General features: G+C 71.4%; 16 protein-coding genes. 12 read left to right on the top strand and 4 right to left on the bottom strand.

All coding sequences use genetic code 11. The annotated features are described in order from the left end of the window. The first annotated feature begins 385 nt into the window (after window positions 1-385). From PUW82_RS12505 to dapF, 5 genes are all read left to right on the top strand, one after another. The gene (locus PUW82_RS12505) at window positions 386-826 is read left to right on the top strand and encodes a regulatory protein RecX (RefSeq protein WP_274222602.1); all 441 of its coding nucleotides are present in this window, start codon (window positions 386-388) and stop codon (window positions 824-826) included. An 86-nt stretch (window positions 827-912) separates the two neighbouring features. Further along, complete coding sequence (miaB, locus tag PUW82_RS12500; RefSeq protein ID WP_274222601.1) at window positions 913-2,460, top strand: tRNA (N6-isopentenyl adenosine(37)-C2)-methylthiotransferase MiaB; 1,548 nt, start codon at window positions 913-915, stop codon at window positions 2,458-2,460. Continuing rightward, the gene (gene miaA / locus PUW82_RS12495; RefSeq protein WP_274222600.1) at window positions 2,457-3,425 is read left to right on the top strand and encodes a tRNA (adenosine(37)-N6)-dimethylallyltransferase MiaA; all 969 of its coding nucleotides are present in this window, start codon (window positions 2,457-2,459) and stop codon (window positions 3,423-3,425) included. The genes miaB and miaA overlap by 4 nt, the downstream gene beginning before the upstream one ends. Then, a complete protein-coding gene (locus PUW82_RS12490; protein ID WP_274222599.1) occupies window positions 3,422-3,880 on the top strand; it encodes a GNAT family acetyltransferase in 459 nt (152 codons plus the stop codon). The genes miaA and PUW82_RS12490 overlap by 4 nt, the downstream gene beginning before the upstream one ends. A 9-nt stretch (window positions 3,881-3,889) precedes the next feature. Next, on the top strand, window positions 3,890-4,759 hold the full coding sequence (gene dapF / locus PUW82_RS12485; RefSeq protein ID WP_274222598.1) for a diaminopimelate epimerase: 870 nt from the start codon (window positions 3,890-3,892) through the stop codon (window positions 4,757-4,759). A 21-nt stretch (window positions 4,760-4,780) separates the two neighbouring features. Here the strand turns inward: dapF and PUW82_RS12480 are convergent, their stop codons facing one another. Further along, entirely contained in the window at window positions 4,781-5,422 is a 642-nt protein-coding gene (locus PUW82_RS12480; RefSeq protein WP_274222597.1) for a class I SAM-dependent methyltransferase, read from the bottom strand. An 86-nt stretch (window positions 5,423-5,508) separates the two neighbouring features. Here PUW82_RS12480 and hflX point away from each other — a divergent pair, with 86 nt between their 5' ends. Then, entirely contained in the window at window positions 5,509-7,026 is a 1,518-nt protein-coding gene (gene hflX, locus PUW82_RS12475) for a GTPase HflX (RefSeq protein WP_274222596.1), read from the top strand. A 44-nt stretch (window positions 7,027-7,070) separates the two neighbouring features. Here hflX and PUW82_RS12470 read toward each other — a convergent pair whose 3' ends face one another. Continuing rightward, complete coding sequence (locus PUW82_RS12470; protein ID WP_274222595.1) at window positions 7,071-8,981, bottom strand: prolyl oligopeptidase family serine peptidase; 1,911 nt, start codon at window positions 8,979-8,981, stop codon at window positions 7,071-7,073. An 88-nt stretch (window positions 8,982-9,069) separates the two neighbouring features. Continuing rightward, a complete protein-coding gene (gene lexA / locus PUW82_RS12465; RefSeq protein WP_274222594.1) occupies window positions 9,070-9,735 on the bottom strand; it encodes a transcriptional repressor LexA in 666 nt (221 codons plus the stop codon). Window positions 9,736-9,991: 256 nt separating this feature from the next. On the opposite strand from lexA, the gene PUW82_RS12460 reads away from it, so the two are divergent. From PUW82_RS12460 to PUW82_RS12435, 6 genes are all read left to right on the top strand, one after another. Next, window positions 9,992-10,351 carry a LysM peptidoglycan-binding domain-containing protein gene (locus PUW82_RS12460; RefSeq protein WP_274222593.1) on the top strand — a complete coding sequence of 120 codons (360 nt, stop codon included), beginning with the start codon at window positions 9,992-9,994 and terminating at the stop codon, window positions 10,349-10,351. Window positions 10,352-10,482: 131 nt separating this feature from the next. Continuing rightward, entirely contained in the window at window positions 10,483-11,577 is a 1,095-nt protein-coding gene (locus PUW82_RS12455; protein WP_420792769.1) for a histidinol-phosphate transaminase, read from the top strand. Beyond that, on the top strand, window positions 11,574-12,179 hold the full coding sequence (hisB, locus tag PUW82_RS12450) for an imidazoleglycerol-phosphate dehydratase HisB (protein WP_274222591.1): 606 nt from the start codon (window positions 11,574-11,576) through the stop codon (window positions 12,177-12,179). Before PUW82_RS12455 ends, hisB begins: the two co-directional genes overlap by 4 nt. Next, window positions 12,176-12,841, top strand: coding sequence for an imidazole glycerol phosphate synthase subunit HisH (gene hisH, locus PUW82_RS12445; RefSeq protein WP_274222590.1), 666 nt, complete (start codon window positions 12,176-12,178; stop codon window positions 12,839-12,841). The genes hisB and hisH overlap by 4 nt, the downstream gene beginning before the upstream one ends. A gap of 58 nt (window positions 12,842-12,899) precedes the next feature. Next, complete coding sequence (gene priA / locus PUW82_RS12440) at window positions 12,900-13,646, top strand: bifunctional 1-(5-phosphoribosyl)-5-((5-phosphoribosylamino)methylideneamino)imidazole-4-carboxamide isomerase/phosphoribosylanthranilate isomerase PriA (protein ID WP_210007667.1); 747 nt, start codon at window positions 12,900-12,902, stop codon at window positions 13,644-13,646. Beyond that, window positions 13,630-14,412, top strand: a complete 783-nt coding sequence (locus PUW82_RS12435; protein ID WP_274222589.1) for an SseB family protein — start codon at window positions 13,630-13,632, stop codon at window positions 14,410-14,412. Before priA ends, PUW82_RS12435 begins: the two co-directional genes overlap by 17 nt. A 6-nt stretch (window positions 14,413-14,418) precedes the next feature. Here the strand turns inward: PUW82_RS12435 and PUW82_RS12430 are convergent, their stop codons facing one another. Next, entirely contained in the window at window positions 14,419-14,823 is a 405-nt protein-coding gene (locus PUW82_RS12430; protein WP_274222588.1) for a DUF1844 domain-containing protein, read from the bottom strand. Window positions 14,824-15,043: the final 220 nt, after the last annotated feature.

The following is a 15,043-nucleotide window of genomic DNA, read 5'->3' as shown; positions in this document are numbered from 1 at the left end:
CGACGGGGGCGAGGCCGACCGCCTCGCCCCCGTGATTCCGCTCTTCGGCGGAGGGGCGCGGCCCGCCGGTCCGTCGCGAGAGGCGCCGTCCGATGAACCGGTTCGCTTTCGCGACGGGTGGACGGCAGCGGGCGGGAGAGCCGACGCCGGTGCGCGAGGTGACACCGCTGCCGAAAATGGCGGGCGCGCGGAGCGCGATGCATCGCAGCGGTGGCACACGACCTGGACGGGCGACACCGCGCGGGGCTCGGCCGGGAGCCACCGGTCCGACGCCCCGGTGTCTCTGCGCCCGACGTCAGCACCGCGCAACGGGGACGTCGCGGGTCCCGGTGACCGGGACGGCTCCGGCGACGGGGACGATGACCGCCGCGACCGGGCGGAACGGATGCTGCTGCGGAAGCTGCGGACGAGGTCTCTTTCGATTCGCGAGGCGCGAACCGCGCTGCGCGACGCGGAGGTGGACGGCGACGTCGCGGAGCAGGTCATCGCCGCCTTCGAGCAGAACGGTTACCTCGACGACGCACGCCTGGCTGAGCAGCTGCTCGACGGCGCGCTCGGACGCAAGGCGCAGGGCGCCACCGCGATCGCGCAGACCCTCTCGCGTCGCGGGCTCGATCGCGAGGTCATCGACATCGCGCTGGCCTCGCTGCCCGACGACGAGGCCGAGCGGGCCGAGGAGTTCGCCCGTCAGCGGGCGCGGGGGATGTCCGGTCTCGACCGTGACGTGGCCCTGCGTCGTCTGCATGGTCAACTCGCGCGGCGCGGGTTCTCCGGGACGGTCGCGCGAGACGCCGCGCGGCGGGCGCTCGACGAAGCTGCCGACTGACCGCTGGCGAACGGCGATGCGCGGCGGCGCGGTGCGTGTCGTGACAGCGGTCGGAACGGCGGGGGCGATCGTAGAATGAGGGGATCATGTCGACTCCTTCGAGCGCTCCCACTCTGATCGCGCCGTCCACCGCCGCGCTGTCGGCCGACGGCCGCTCGCGCACGTACGAGGTGCGCACCTTCGGTTGCCAGATGAACGTGCACGACTCCGAGCGCCTGTCGGGATCCCTCGAGAGCGCGGGCTACCTGCCCGTCGAGCCCGGGGGCGAAGCGGACGTCATCGTCATCAACACGTGCGCCGTGCGCGACAACGCCTCGGGCAAGCTCTACGGCACGCTCGGGCACCTGAAGTCACGCAAAGACAAGCACGACGGCATGCAGATCGCCGTCGGCGGATGCCTCGCCCAGATGGATCAGGCGGCGGTCCAGCAGAAGGCCCCGTGGGTCGACGTCGTCTTCGGGACGCACAACATGGGGTCCCTTCCCGGCCTGCTCGAGCGCGCGCGCCACAACGGCGAAGCCGAGCTCGAGATCCTCGAAGCGCTCGAGACCTTCCCCTCAACCCTGCCGACCAAGCGCGACTCGGTCTCGAGCGGGTGGGTGTCGATCTCGGTCGGCTGCAACAACACCTGCACCTTCTGCATCGTCCCGCACCTGCGCGGCAAGGAGAAGGACCGTCGCCCCGGCGACATCCTGAACGAGATCCGGCTGCTCGTCGACGACGGAGCCGTCGAAGTCACCCTCCTCGGCCAGAACGTCAACAGCTACGGGGTCGAGTTCGGGGACCGACAGGCCTTCGGCAAGTTGCTGCGCGCCGCGGGGGAGATCCCGGGGCTCGAGCGCATCCGCTTCACCAGCCCTCACCCCGCCGCCTTCACCGACGACGTCATCGACGCCATGGCCGAAACACCCGCGGTGATGCCGCAGCTGCACATGCCGTTGCAGTCCGGCTCGGACCGTGTCTTGAAGGCGATGCGCCGGTCGTACCGCAGCTCGAAGTTCCTCGGCATCCTCGACCGGGTGCGCGAGCGGATCCCGCACGCCGCGATCTCGACCGACATCATCGTCGGGTTCCCCGGCGAGACCGACGAGGACTTCGAAGACACGCTGCGCGTCGTGGAGCAGGCCCGGTTCGCCAGTGCGTTCACGTTCCAGTACTCGATCCGCGCGGGAACGCCCGCGGCGACGATGCCCGATCAAATCCCGAAGGCCGTCGTCCAGGAACGGTACGAGCGCCTGGTCGCGCTGCAGGACCGCATCGCGCTCGAAGAGAACCAGAAGCAGCTCGGGCGCGAGGTCCAGGTGCTGGTGTCGTCGTCCGAGGGCAAGAAGAACGCCGAGACGCACCGGCTGACCGGGCGCGCCGAAGACAACCGGCTCGTCCACTTCGAGGTCCCGGCGGGCTCCGCTGCCCCCCGCCCCGGAGACGTGGTCACGGTGCGGGTGACCCACGCCGCCCCGTTCCACCTGCTCGCCGACAGCCTCGACGGCGCGCCCTTGCGCATGCGGCGGACGCGGGCCGGGGATGCCTGGGACCGCTCGCAGGCCGAGTCGTGCGGCGTCCCCGCCTCCGCCGGCTCGGACGGTCCCCGCGCCGTGTCGCTCGGCCTGCCTACCCTGCGCATCGGGGTGTGACCACCGTCGACGGGTCCGGCGGCCCGCCGCCGACGCTGTGGGCGGTGGTCGGCGCGACAGGAACCGGCAAGACCGGGCTCTCGCTCGACCTGGCCGACGTCCTCGCGGTGCGCGGACGACCCGCCGAAATCGTCAATGTCGATGCGATGCAGCTGTACCGCGGCATGGACATCGGAACCGCCAAGCTTCCCGAGGCGCAGCGGCGCGGCATCCCGCATCACCTGTTCGATGCGCTCGCCGTGACCGACGAGGCGGCGGTCGCCTGGTACCAGGATGCCGCCCGGCGCACGATCGGTGAGATCCACGAACGCGGTGCCGACGCGATCCTCGTCGGTGGCTCGGGGCTCTACGCTTCGAGCGTCCTGTTCGATTTCCGGTTCCCTCCGCGCGACGAGGGGCTGCGCGCGCAGCTCGAGGACGAGCTCGAGCGCGACGGCGCCGCCGCGCTGTTCTCGCGCCTTCGGGCCGCAGATCCCGTTGCGGCCGAACGGATCGACCCGCGCAACGGTCGGCGGATCGTCCGGGCCCTCGAGGTGCTCGCACAGGGCGGCGCGACGCACGGCGGGGCCCTGCCCGATTCGCCTGTGCTGTGGGATCCGTCGACGCGCATCATCGGCACCACGATCGCGCGGGACGAGCTCGTGCCGCTGCTGGATGAACGCGTCGAATCGATGTGGCGAAACGGCCTGGTCGACGAGGCCGCAGCGTTGCGCCGCGTGGGCCTCGAGCGCGGGCCGACGGCCGGCCGCGCGATCGGCTACGCCCAAGCACTCGCCCAGCTGCGTGGCGAGTTGACGTCCAGCGAGGCGATCGCCGAGACTCAGGCCCTCACCCGGCGTTACGCGCGCCGGCAGGTGTCGTGGTTCAAGCGCTACGAGCACGTGCAGTGGGTCGACGTGCGCGAGACCGATCCCTCATGGCTGGTCGACGCTCACGCCCCCGACGATGCCGAGGACGGACGATGACGATCGTCCTGCGCGGGTACGCGCCCGGCGACGAGGACGCGGTCGTCGCTCTCTGGCACGAGACCGGACTGACGCGGCCGTGGAATGATCCGCGTGCCGACATCAGGCGGAAGCTCACCGTGCAACCTGAACTGTTCCTCGTCGCCGTCGAGCAGCCTGTGGACGGGACGGCGGAAACGGTCGTCGGTACGGTCATGGCCGGCTACGACGGTCATCGCGGCTGGCTGTACTACCTTGCTTCGGCCCCGTCGCACCGCGGGCTCGGCGTCGGGCGCATGCTCGTGACGGAGGCCGAGCGTCTGCTCGAGGCGATGGGCTGTCCGAAGGTGCAGCTCATGGTGCGGCCCGAGAACGAAGCGGTGCGCGGCTTCTACGACGAGCTCGGCTACGAGCCGTTCACGGCGTGGACCGCGGGCAAGCGCCTCATCGTCGATGGCCCCGGCAGCCCCGCTTAAGCTGGGCTCATGGCGACTCTCGCGTTCACCAAGGGACACGGCACCGGCAACGACTTCGTGATCCTGGCCGACCCGGATGGCGCGCTCGAGCTCAGCGACGCTCAGATCGCCGCACTCTGCGACCGTCACGTCGGCATCGGTGCCGACGGTCTGCTGCGGGTCGTGCGCTCGTCCGCGATCCCCGAAGGGGCGGATGCCGCTTCCGCCGGGGCCGAGTGGTTCATGGACTACCGCAACGCCGACGGCTCGAAGGCCGAGATGTGCGGCAACGGCACGCGCGTGTTCGCCCGCTACCTCGCCGACGCCGGGCTCGCCTCGCTCGACGCGGGTCTGCGGATCGGCACGCGCGCGGGCGTCAAGACGATCACCCGCGCCGAGAACGGCTTCGAGGTCGACCTCGGACTCTGGCGTGCCGAGGACGGCGACGTCCTCGTCCGGGCGCGCGGGCTCGGTGTCGCTCGCCCCGGACAGGGGATCGACGTCGGAAACCCGCACGTCGTGGTCGCCCTCGCCGGCGAGGCCGAGCTCGAAGGCCTGGACCTCTCGGTGCAGCCGGTGCTCGAGCCGCAGCCGGCCGCGGGGGCGAACGTGGAGTTCGTCGTACCGGCCGAGCCGCTCGTGCAGGCGGGGACCGGAGTGCTCCGCATGCGTGTCTTCGAGCGCGGGGTGGGGGAGACGCTTTCGTGCGGGACCGGCGTGGCCGCGTCGGCGCTCGCGGTGCGGCACTGGGCCGGAGCCGCCGCCCCGGATCGCTGGACCGTCGACGTCCCCGGCGGCCGCCTCGGGGTGCGTGTCGTGGCGCAGGCGGACGGCGAGCACGTCCTGCTGTCGGGCCCGGCGACCCTGGTGTTCTCGGGACAGGTCACCCTCGCCGACTGACGGCGGCCGACGCGGTGCGGGTCAGGGCAGCTCGATGGCTCCCGTGGGCGGCACGCCGTGCTTGCGCACCCGCAGGACGCGGAAGCCCCGGCCGGTGGCGGCCCGCGAAACGGCGTAGCCCCGGTCGAACGACGCCGCGAGCCAGCGCTGCAGCGAGTCCGATCCGAGGTTGCGCTGCACGACGAGCCACGCGTCGCTGCGCTCCGACAGGCGCGGGATCCATCGGCGCAGCATCCCGTGCAGCTCGTTCTTGCCGACGCGGATCGGCGGGTTCGAGCGGATGGTCCGGAATGCGACGTCGTCGGGAACATCGTCGGGCAGTACGGCGTTGATGTTGTCGAGTCCCAATTCAGCGGCGTTGCGTCGCACCAGGTCGAGAGCCCGCTCGTTCACATCCACGGCCCAGACGGTGGCGCGGGGCGACTCCATCGCCAGCGACAACGAGATCGGTCCCCAGCCGCAGCCGAGGTCGAGGAAATCCCCACCGGACGGTGCCGGCGGGGTATTGGCCAGCAGAACACCCGTGCCCGAGTCCACGTGGTCAGGGCTGAACACCCCGCCCGCGGTCATGACTTCGACGTCGCGGCCCGCGAGGGTCACGCGGATGCGGCGGAGGTTCTGTTCGCTGGACGGGGACGCGCTGAAATAGTGATCGTTCCCCATGCATCCGAGCGTATCGGAGCCGGACGTACCGGCGGGAGACTAGAATTCACGGATGCTCGGGCACGGGCATCCCGGGAAGAGAAGGTATGACGCACACCACCACCCCCGACGGCGACGACGACATCGCGGTGGACCCGATCGATCGCGTTCTCGCGAGCGCGGAGGCACGCTCCGGCGTCCGGGTCTTCGGTTCGGCGCAAGCGCTGCAGGACGCTTCGACGGTCGCGTACGGCGACACCGACGGCGACCAGTGGGACCGCGAGGAGCGTGCCGCACTGCGGCGTGTGCCGGGACTGTCCACGGAGCTCGAAGACGTCACCGAGGTCGAGTACCGCCAGCTGCGACTCGAGAACGTCGTGCTCGTCGGCGTGTACCCCCAGGGTTCGCAGGAGGACGCGGAGAACTCGCTGCGCGAGTTGGCCGCGCTCGCCGAGACGGCCGGCGCGGTCGTGCTCGACGGCGTGCTCCAGCGCCGCCCGCACCCCGACCCGGCGACCTACATCGGCCGGGGTAAGGCCGCCGAGCTGCGCGACCTCGTCGCCGCGGTGGGCGCCGACACGGTGATCGCCGACACGGAGCTGGCACCGAGCCAGCGACGCGCTCTCGAGGATGTCGCGAAGGTCAAGGTGATCGATCGCACCACGGTCATCCTCGACATCTTCAGCCAGCACGCCAAGAGCCGCGAGGGCAAGGCGCAGGTCGAGCTCGCGCAGCTCGAGTACCTGCTGCCGCGCCTGCGCGGCTGGGGCGAGTCCATGAGCCGTCAGGCCGGTGGCCAGGTCGGCGCCGGCGGCGCGGGCATGGGGTCGCGCGGACCGGGTGAGACGAAGATCGAGCTCGATCGTCGGCGCATCCGCACGCGCATGGCGCTGCTGCGCAAGCAGATCCGCGAGTTCGCCCCGTCGCGCGAGGCCAAGCGCGCCGAGCGCCGTCGCAACACGATCCCCTCGGTCGCGATCGCCGGCTACACCAACGCCGGCAAGTCGAGCCTGCTCAACCGCCTGACCAGCGCCGGCGTGCTCGTCGAGAACGCCCTGTTCGCGACGCTCGACGCCACGGTACGCCGCGCCGAGGCAGCCGACGGCCGCGTCTACACGCTGACCGACACCGTCGGGTTCGTGCGCAACCTGCCGCATCAGCTCGTCGAGGCGTTCCGGTCGACCCTGGAAGAGGTCTCGGGCGCCGACGTCATCGTGCACGTGGTCGACGGATCGCACCCCGACCCGGCGGCACAGCTCGCGACGGTCCGCGATGTGATGGGCGATGTCGGCGCGCGCGCCACGCGCGAGCTGGTCGTCTTCAACAAGGCCGACCTGGTCGACGACGATGCTCGCCTGCTGCTGCGCGGTCTCGAGCCGACGGCGCACTTCGTGTCGTCGCGCACGGGCGAGGGCGTCGACGAACTGCGAGCCGCGATCGAGGACGCCCTCCCGCTGCCCGCGGTCGAGGTGCGGGCACTCGTGCCGTACGACCGCGGTGACCTCGTGGCTGCCGTCCACGAGAGCGGGCACATCGTCGCCACATCGCACGAAGAGGCGGGCACCGCGGTGCACGCTCACGTCTCGGAGCGCCTCGCGGCCGAGCTCGCGCCCTTCGCCGTCTGAGCCCCGCCGACGGTCGGTTCCCCCGATCGTCGGCGGCAGCTCGCTCAGTCGAGCGTGATCGGCGCGACACCCGGGGTGTCGAACCCGAACACTTGGCCGAGGAAGGCCAGCTCGGCCTCGAGCGCGTGCACGATGGTCTCGCTCCGGCGGAAGCCGTGCCCTTCGCCCGCGTACAGCACGTAGGCGTGGGGCACGTTCTGCGCGACCAGGGCGTCGCGGATCGCCTCGGCCTGCGCGGGTGGCACGACGGCGTCCTCGTCACCCTGCAGCAGCAGCAGCGGCACGCGGAAGCGCTCGCGGCGACTGAGCGGCGAACGCTCGATGTATACCTGCTCGGCCTCGGGCAGCGGGCCGATCAGGCCGTCGAGGTAGCGCGCCTCGAAGTCGTGCGTGTCGGCGGCCAGGGCGCGCGCGTCGCCGACGCCGTAGCGCGACACACCGGCCCCGAAGACGTCGGTGCCCACCAGTGCGGCCAGCACGGTCCATCCGCCGGCCGAGCCCCCCTCGATGGCCAGGCGGCGGCTGTCCGCGAGCCCGTCGTCGACGAGACCGCGGGCTGCGGCGGCGACGTCGTCGACGTCCACGACGCCCCACTGGCCCTTCAGGCGTTCGCGGTAGGAGCGACCGTAGCCCGTCGATCCGCCGTAGTTGACATCGAGCACGCCGATGCCCCGGCTGGTGAAGAAGGCGACCTTGCTGTCTGCCGTGCCGCCGACGTGAGCGGTGGGTCCGCCGTGCACCCAGACGAGGTACGGCGGGAGCTCTCCCGCGGGCGCCGTCACCTCGGGGTGCGTCGGAGCGTACGCGAACGCGTGCACGGGGCCGTGGGGTCCCTCGACGGTGAGCTGGCGCGCGTGCGGGATCCACACATCGTCGACATCCGGCATGCCGCCTCGCACCGCGGTCACCTCGCCGTCGGCGACATCCACGATCCACAGACCCGAGGCGCCCGGGGCCGCACCACTGACCAGGGCGCGTCCGGCGCGGACGTCCTCGATCTGCAGCCGGGCGGTCGCGGGGAACGGGAGCGGGATGCCGCCGCCCTCACGGTCGACGAGCACGAGCTGGTCCGCGCCGTGCGTGCGTACCGCGAGGATGCGGCCGTCGTCCAGCGGCGCGTACCATCGCGACCCGAGCACCCAGAGCCCGCCGCCGGTGTCGGCGTCGGCGGGAGCGATCGGTTGCGGCGGGGTCGGCGCGGTGGGATCCGCGCGGTGGAGGTTCCAGCGGCCCGTGGGCTCGTCGATCAGCAGAAGCTCGCCCGAGGGCAGCCACTCGGGCTGGAGCGCGGCCGTCGAGCCGTCTGTGACGTCGAGGACGTGCGAGGGGTCCGCGACGCGCGTCACCCGGATGCGGGTGCGGTCCCAGGGCATGTCGGGGTGGTCCCACGCGACCCAGGCGAGCTGTTCGCCGTCGGGTGAGATCGCCGGCTGTGCGACGAAGTCGCTGCCGCCGGCGAGCACGGTGATGCGATCCGCCGACGCGTCTCCGCCCGGGGCATGGTCGATGCGCACGATGTGACGCTCCGGGGTCGCGCCCGCCCGTGCGCGCTCACGCACGGCCAGCAGCGTCCCGTGCTGCCAGCGCAGACCGCCGTAGCTCGTGTCGTCGTCCTCCGGGGTCAGCGCCTCGGGTGCGCCGCGGTGCAGCCGACGCACACGCTGATCGCCCTTGTCGACGAAGAACAGGATGCCGTCGTCCGTGACCGTCCACGCACCGCCGCCGTACTCGTGCACACGCGAACGGGCGTTCCACGGGCTCGGCAGCATCGTCTCGACCTCGCCGGCTGCCGTGCGGCGCAGCACGGCGACGCGCCCGCCCTCGTCGGGCAGCGACTCTCCCCACCAGATCTCGTCACCGACGAAGGCGGCACCGTCGAGCCGGAGCGACGACGCGCTCGCCCATGCGGCGGTGAGCGGCGAGGGCCAGGAACCGTACGGCAGCTGCGAGGACATGAGGCCACCGTACGCGAGCACCACCGGGGCGGGCGCGGCGGGAGAGGGTCGCCCCGCCACAGTCATGGACACCCCGCCGGCGGTGGCCTCAGACGGCTCGCAGGACCGCAACGACCTTGCCGAGGACGACGGCGTCGTCGCCCAGGATCGGCTCGAACGCCGAGTTGCGGGGGAGCAGCCAGGTGTGGCCGTCGCGCTGGCGGAGCGTCTTGACCGTGGCCTCGCCGTCGAGCATCGCCGCGACGATCTCGCCGTTGTCGGCCGTGGCCTGCGACCGCACGACCACCCAGTCGCCGTCGCAGATGGCGGCGTCGATCATCGAGTCGCCGACGACATTGAGCATGAACAGGTCGCCCTTGCCCACGAGCTGGCGGGGGAGGGGGAAGATCTCTTCGACCTGCTGGTCGGCCGTGATCGGCACGCCCGCCGCGATGCGGCCGACAAGGGGCACCAGTGCTGCGTCGCCGAGGGCGGGCGCAGCGTCGGCGGGATTCTCGGCCGCGGTGCCGGGCAGGTCGATCAACACCTCCATGGCGCGGGTCTTGCCGGGGTCGCGGCGGAGGTAACCGCTCAGCTCGAGCTGGTTCAGCTGGTGCGTGACGCTCGACAGGGACTTGAGGCCGACGGCATCGCCGATCTCTCGCATGCTGGGCGGGTACCCGTTGCGGGCGATGGCGCGCTGGATCACCTCGAGGATCGCGAGCTGCTTGTCGCTCAGATTCTTGCGTCTTCGCGTCTGCGGTTTCTCGCTCATACCGCCGGTCTCCTGTCGTCGCGCCTCGTCCCCGACCCGATGTCGGAGGTTCGTGGTGGGCTCTCGCTGTCGAAAACGTAGCCCGATACGCAGCAGACGCCGCGGAACCGTCCGCGTGTCTCTTCGATCGGTCTCCGATTTCGACGAGTGGTTGACACCACACAATATCGAAGATACGTTCGGAAACGAAGTTCGCACCCGGCCCTCCCGGCCGAGGGTCGGGCGCGAATCTTCTTACCGCTCCGGAGGAGAGACCATGACCACCATCGATGTCCGCCCCACGCCGTCACCCCGTACGCGCCTGCGTCTGACGCGGCGCGGCCGCCGCGCGCTCGCCTCGGTCACCGCATTGCCGGCCGTCGTCGCCGTCAGCATCGCGGTCATCTCCGGCGGCGGTGCGCTCGCATCCTCCGAGGCTGGAGCGCCCCAGGGGTCGTTCACCTCTGTCACGGTCATGTCCGGTGACTCGCTGTGGACGATCGCCGAAGAGGTGGCCCCGCAGGCCGACCCGCGCGACGTCGTCGACGCGATCATCCGCCTCAACGCTCTCGGGTCGGGCCAGCTCGACGCCGGGCAGACGCTCGCGATCCCGGCGGAGTACGCCACCGAGAGCTGACCGAGCGCAGATGACCGCGCGGAGCGATGGAGCGATGGAGCGATGGAGCGATGACATGACGCTGAGGTCGCCGCTTGTCCCGAATGCCCCGAATGACGACGGGGCGTCACCTCTCTGCGCTGCCGCCTAGCATGGGTGGGATGAGCCCGAGTCTGGATGATCTGCCCCTCAGAGACGATCTGCGGGGCCTCACCCCCTACGGCGCGCCGCAGGCTCCGCTGCCGGTCGCGCTGAATGTGAATGAGAACACCCACCCGGTTCCCGAAGAGGTCGCGGACGACATCCTGGACGCGATCGCGCGGGCTCTGCGCGAGGTGAACCGCTATCCCGACCGGGAGTTCACGCACCTGCGGGAGGCGTTCGCCGAATACCTCGGCCACGGCCTCACCGCCGATCGCATCTGGGCGGCCAACGGCTCGAACGAGGTGCTCCAGCACCTGCTGCAGGCTTTCGGTGGACCCGGCCGCACGGCGATGGGGTTCGGCCCGACGTACTCGATGTACCCGCTCCTCACGCGCGCGACGGGTGCCCGCTACCTCACCGGCACGCGCGGCCCCGACTTCGCGCTCGACCCGGCATCCGCCGCGGCCCAGGTCGCCGAGATGCGGCCCGACGTCGTGTTCCTGTGCGCACCGAACAACCCCACCGGCACGCCCCTCAGCCTCGATGTGATCGAAGCGGTGTACGCCGCCAGCGACGGCATCGTCATCGTCGACGAGGCCTATCAGGAGTTCGCGCCCCGCGAATCACCCTCGGCCATCACGCTCCTCGGCGGGCGTCCGCGGCTCGTGGTCTCGCGCACGATGAGCAAGGCCTTCGCCTTCGCCGGCGCGCGCGTCGGCTATCTGGCGGGCGACCCGACCCTGATCGACGCGCTGCGCCTCGTGCGCCTGCCCTACCACCTGAGCGCACTCACGCAGGCGGCGGCGACTGCCGCGCTCTCGCACTCGTCGACGATGCTGCGCATGGTCGACGAAATCGTCTCGCAGCGCGACCGGATGTCGGCGACGCTCGATGCGCTCGGCTACCGGGCGTACGAGAGCTGGACCAACTTCGTGCTCTTCGACGGCGTCGACGATCCTGCCGCGACGTGGCAGGCGCTCTACGACCGCGGCATCCTCATCCGCGACGTCGGCATCCCGCACTCGCTGCGTGTGACGGCGGGCACGGAGGACGAAACGACCGCGTTCCTCGAGGCCCTGGCCTCGATAGACTCGAGGGCATGACCAGCTCCCGAACGGCCCGTATCCGTCGCGCGACGAGCGAGTCGTCGGTCGAGCTCGACCTCGACCTCGACGGCACCGGCGTCAGCACGATCGAGACGACCGTTCCGTTCTTCGACCACCTCCTCACCGCGTTCGCGAAGCACTCGCTGACCGACCTCACGGTGCGCGCGACGGGCGACACGCACATCGACGCGCACCACACCGTCGAGGACGTCGCGATCGTGCTCGGTCAGGCGCTGCGCACGGCCCTCGGCGACAAGTCGGGCATCTCGCGGTACGGCGACGCGCTCATCCCGCTCGACGAGGCGCTCGCGCAGGCCGTCGTCGACATCTCGGGTCGGCCTTACCTCGTGCACACGGGTGAGCCCGAAGGGTACGAGTACCACCTGATCGGTGGGCACTTCACCGGCTCGCTCGTGCGTCACACTTTCGAGGCGATCGCCTTCAACGCGGGGCTGACGATGCATGTCCGCGTGCTCGGCGGTCGCGACCCGCACCACATCGCCGAGGCCGAGTACAAGGCGTTCGCTCGCGCGTTCCGCCAGGCCAAGGCCCTCGACCCGCTCGTGCAGGGCATCCCCAGTACGAAGGGCGCGCTGTGACCGAGGCGTCGGACGACGGTCGCACCGCACCGCTGGTGGCCGTTCTCGACTACGGCTCGGGCAACGTCCACTCGGCGGTCAAGGCGCTCTCGGCCGCGGGAGCGGACGTCCGGCTGACCTCCGACCGCGGTCTCATCCAGGATGCCGATGGGCTGCTCGTCCCCGGCGTCGGGGCCTTCAGTGCGGTGATGTCGGCGCTGCGCGCGAGTCGGGGTGACGAGCTCATCGAGCGGCGCCTCGCCGGCGGTCGTCCGGTCCTGGGGATCTGCGTCGGGATGCAGGTGATGTTCGAGCTCGGCGTCGAGCGCGGGCACGACGCCGAGGGCCTCGGCCAGTGGCCGGGCGCGGTGACCGAGCTCGACGCGCCCGTGCTGCCCCACATGGGATGGAACACCGTCCGGGCGGGGGAGGGCTCCACCCTGTTCGCCGGCCTCGAGGACGAGCGCTTCTACTTCGTCCACTCGTACGCCGCGCAGCAGTGGAGCCTCGAGGTGATGAAGCCCTTCGCCGAACCGGTCGTGACGTGGTGCGACTACGGCACGCCGTTCCTCGCCGCGGTCGAGAACGGCCCCCTGTCGGCGACCCAGTTCCACCCCGAGAAGTCGGGGGACGCCGGCATCCGTCTGCTCTCCAATTGGATCGGCGCCCTGCCGCGCCACTAGTCTCCTCCGTGGCGTCCTCGCACGGACGAGTGCGCTTCCCCTCACCATCTGGAATGTGATGAACGACTTCGCGTCCACCCCCGAACTGATCCTCCTCCCCGCTGTCGACGTCGCCGGCGGCAAGGCCGTACGCCTGACCCAGGGCGAGGCCGGCAGCGAGACCACCTACGGCGACCCGGTCGAAGCCGCGCTGGCATGGGCGAAGCAGGGGGCGCAGTGGATCCACCTGGTCGACCTCGACGCCGCCTTCGGCCGCGGTAACAACACCGCGGTGCTGCGCAAGGTCATCAAGCAGATCAAGGGCGTCCAGATCGAGCTGTCGGGCGGCATCCGCGACGACGCGACCCTCGAGGCCGCGCTCGAGAGCGGTGCCTCGCGCATCAACCTCGGCACCGCCGCTCTCGAGAACCCGGAGTGGGCCGCCGACGTCATCGGCCGGTACGGTGATGCGATCGCGGTCGGTCTCGACGTGCGCGGCACGACCCTCGCGGCGCGCGGCTGGACCCGCGACGGCGGCGACCTGTGGGACGTCCTCGAGCGCCTCGAGGACGCCGGGTGCACCCGATACGTCGTCACCGACGTCACGAAGGACGGCACCCTGCAGGGCCCCAACCTCGACCTGCTGCGCGAGATCACCTCGCGCACCCCGAAGCCGGTCGTCGCCTCGGGCGGCATCTCGAGCCTCGACGACATCGCCGCGCTGCGCGAGCTTGTGCCGCTGGGCGTCGAGGGGGCCATCGTGGGCAAGGCGCTCTACGCCGGCGCCTTCACACTGGCCGAGGCGCTGGATGTCGCCGGAGACTGACGACGGCAGCGGCCACGCCGCCGACTCGGCCGGCGTCCCGTGGGAGGGCCGGAGCTTCGAGTCCAACCCCCACTCGGGTGACGACGGCTCTGCCGACCCCGCGCTGCTCGCTGCGCTCCGCGCCTTCCGGTCGGGATCGGGCGACGCCGTCGCGGTCGTCGAGGCTTACCGTTCCGCGCGTCTGCTGATCCCGCTCGTGCCCGAGAAGGGCGACGAGGGCGTGGGTCCGACGGGGCTGCGTGTCGACAAGACGCAGGAGCTGTCGATCGTCACCGTCGCGGCGCCCGACGGTCGGCGCGTGCTGCCGGTGTTCACGTCGGTCGAGACGCTGGCGCGCTGGGATGCCGTCGCCCGCCCGGTGCCTGCCGACGGTGTGCGAACGGCCATGGCCGCGGCATCCGACGACACCGACCTCATCGTCATCGACCCCGGGTCGGAGACCGAGTTCGTGCTGCGCCGGCCCGCGGTCTGGGCGATCGGCCAGGGGCAGGCGTGGGAGCCGGCACCGACGTCGCCCGAGGTGTTCACGGCGCTGCAGGCGAGCATCGGGGGAGAGCTGGCGGTCCTCGACCTGTCGGTCGCGGCCGGCGACCCCGACGCCCGCATGCGCGGGCCCGAGCTGATCGTACGGCTGCACCTCATCGACGGACTGGATGCCGCTCAGCTCGACGCCGTGCTGTCGCGGCTCGCCGCCCGCTGGGCCGCGGACGACCGCATCGCCGTGCTCGTGGATTCGCTGACGGTCAAGCTGGTCCGCGGCTCCTGACCCGGCTCAGGTGACGGGGCCGGTGAACTTCTCGCCGGGGCCCTTGCCGATCGGGTCGGGGATGGTCGACGCCTCGCGGAAAGCGAGCTGGAGCGAGCGCAGGCCGTCGCGCAGCGAGCGCGCGTGCATGTCGCTGATCTCGGGAGCGCCGGCGGTGATGAGCCCAGCGAGCGCGTTGATGAGCTTGCGCGCCTCGTCGAGGTCGATCTGCATCGTGGGATCGTCGGCGAGGCCCACTTTGACGGCGGCGGCGCTCATCAGGTGCACGGCGGCGGTGGTGATGACCTCGACGGCGGGCACGTCGGCGATGTCGCGCGTCGCGGCGGAGGCGGCGCGCTCCTGCTCCTCCCACCGCTGGCGGCGGGCCTCGTCGTCGGTGTACGTGCTGTTGTCGGCGGGGTTGGTGTCCACGTGTCGCTCTCTGCTAGACTGTGCGGGCACCGGAGTGTTCTACTCCGGATCGAAAGAGGATCACATCCCACCCGCGCTTGCCGTTCCAGGCTACCGGGTCATGCACTCCGCTCCGTCCGTTTCACCGCGGTCGGGGTAGCCAGGGTGTAGAACACGAAAGCCGGCGCTCACGCGTCGTGCGGGGTGGATGCGATGCTCTTCCGCCCGGGTCGCGTCCTCG

The organism is Microbacterium thalli (genome assembly GCF_028737325.1).
In the GTDB taxonomy this organism is placed as follows: Bacteria; Actinomycetota; Actinomycetes; order Actinomycetales; family Microbacteriaceae; genus Microbacterium; species Microbacterium thalli.
The sequence above is the reverse complement of the archived record's forward strand: the minus strand, read 5'-3'. Positions and strand labels throughout refer to the sequence as shown.

What these genes read in the sequence shown, in the direction of transcription:
- PUW82_RS12505 (WP_274222602.1), top strand. Translation starts at nt 386, where the DNA reads ATGCTGCTGCGGAAGCTGCGGACGAGGTCTCTTTCGATTCGCGAGGCG.
- PUW82_RS12490 (WP_274222599.1), top strand. Translation starts at nt 3,422, where the DNA reads ATGACGATCGTCCTGCGCGGGTACGCGCCCGGCGACGAGGACGCGGTC.
- PUW82_RS12455 (WP_420792769.1), top strand. Translation starts at nt 10,483, where the DNA reads ATGGGTGGGATGAGCCCGAGTCTGGATGATCTGCCCCTCAGAGACGAT.
- PUW82_RS12470 (WP_274222595.1), bottom strand. Translation starts at nt 8,981, where the DNA reads ATGTCCTCGCAGCTGCCGTACGGTTCCTGGCCCTCGCCGCTCACCGCC.
- hisB (WP_274222591.1), top strand. Translation starts at nt 11,574, where the DNA reads ATGACCAGCTCCCGAACGGCCCGTATCCGTCGCGCGACGAGCGAGTCG.
- miaB (WP_274222601.1), top strand. Translation starts at nt 913, where the DNA reads ATGTCGACTCCTTCGAGCGCTCCCACTCTGATCGCGCCGTCCACCGCC.
- PUW82_RS12480 (WP_274222597.1), bottom strand. Translation starts at nt 5,422, where the DNA reads ATGGGGAACGATCACTATTTCAGCGCGTCCCCGTCCAGCGAACAGAAC.
- PUW82_RS12460 (WP_274222593.1), top strand. Translation starts at nt 9,992, where the DNA reads ATGACCACCATCGATGTCCGCCCCACGCCGTCACCCCGTACGCGCCTG.
- PUW82_RS12435 (WP_274222589.1), top strand. Translation starts at nt 13,630, where the DNA reads ATGTCGCCGGAGACTGACGACGGCAGCGGCCACGCCGCCGACTCGGCC.
- hflX (WP_274222596.1), top strand. Translation starts at nt 5,509, where the DNA reads ATGACGCACACCACCACCCCCGACGGCGACGACGACATCGCGGTGGAC.
- lexA (WP_274222594.1), bottom strand. Translation starts at nt 9,735, where the DNA reads ATGAGCGAGAAACCGCAGACGCGAAGACGCAAGAATCTGAGCGACAAG.
- priA (WP_210007667.1), top strand. Translation starts at nt 12,900, where the DNA reads ATGAACGACTTCGCGTCCACCCCCGAACTGATCCTCCTCCCCGCTGTC.
- dapF (WP_274222598.1), top strand. Translation starts at nt 3,890, where the DNA reads ATGGCGACTCTCGCGTTCACCAAGGGACACGGCACCGGCAACGACTTC.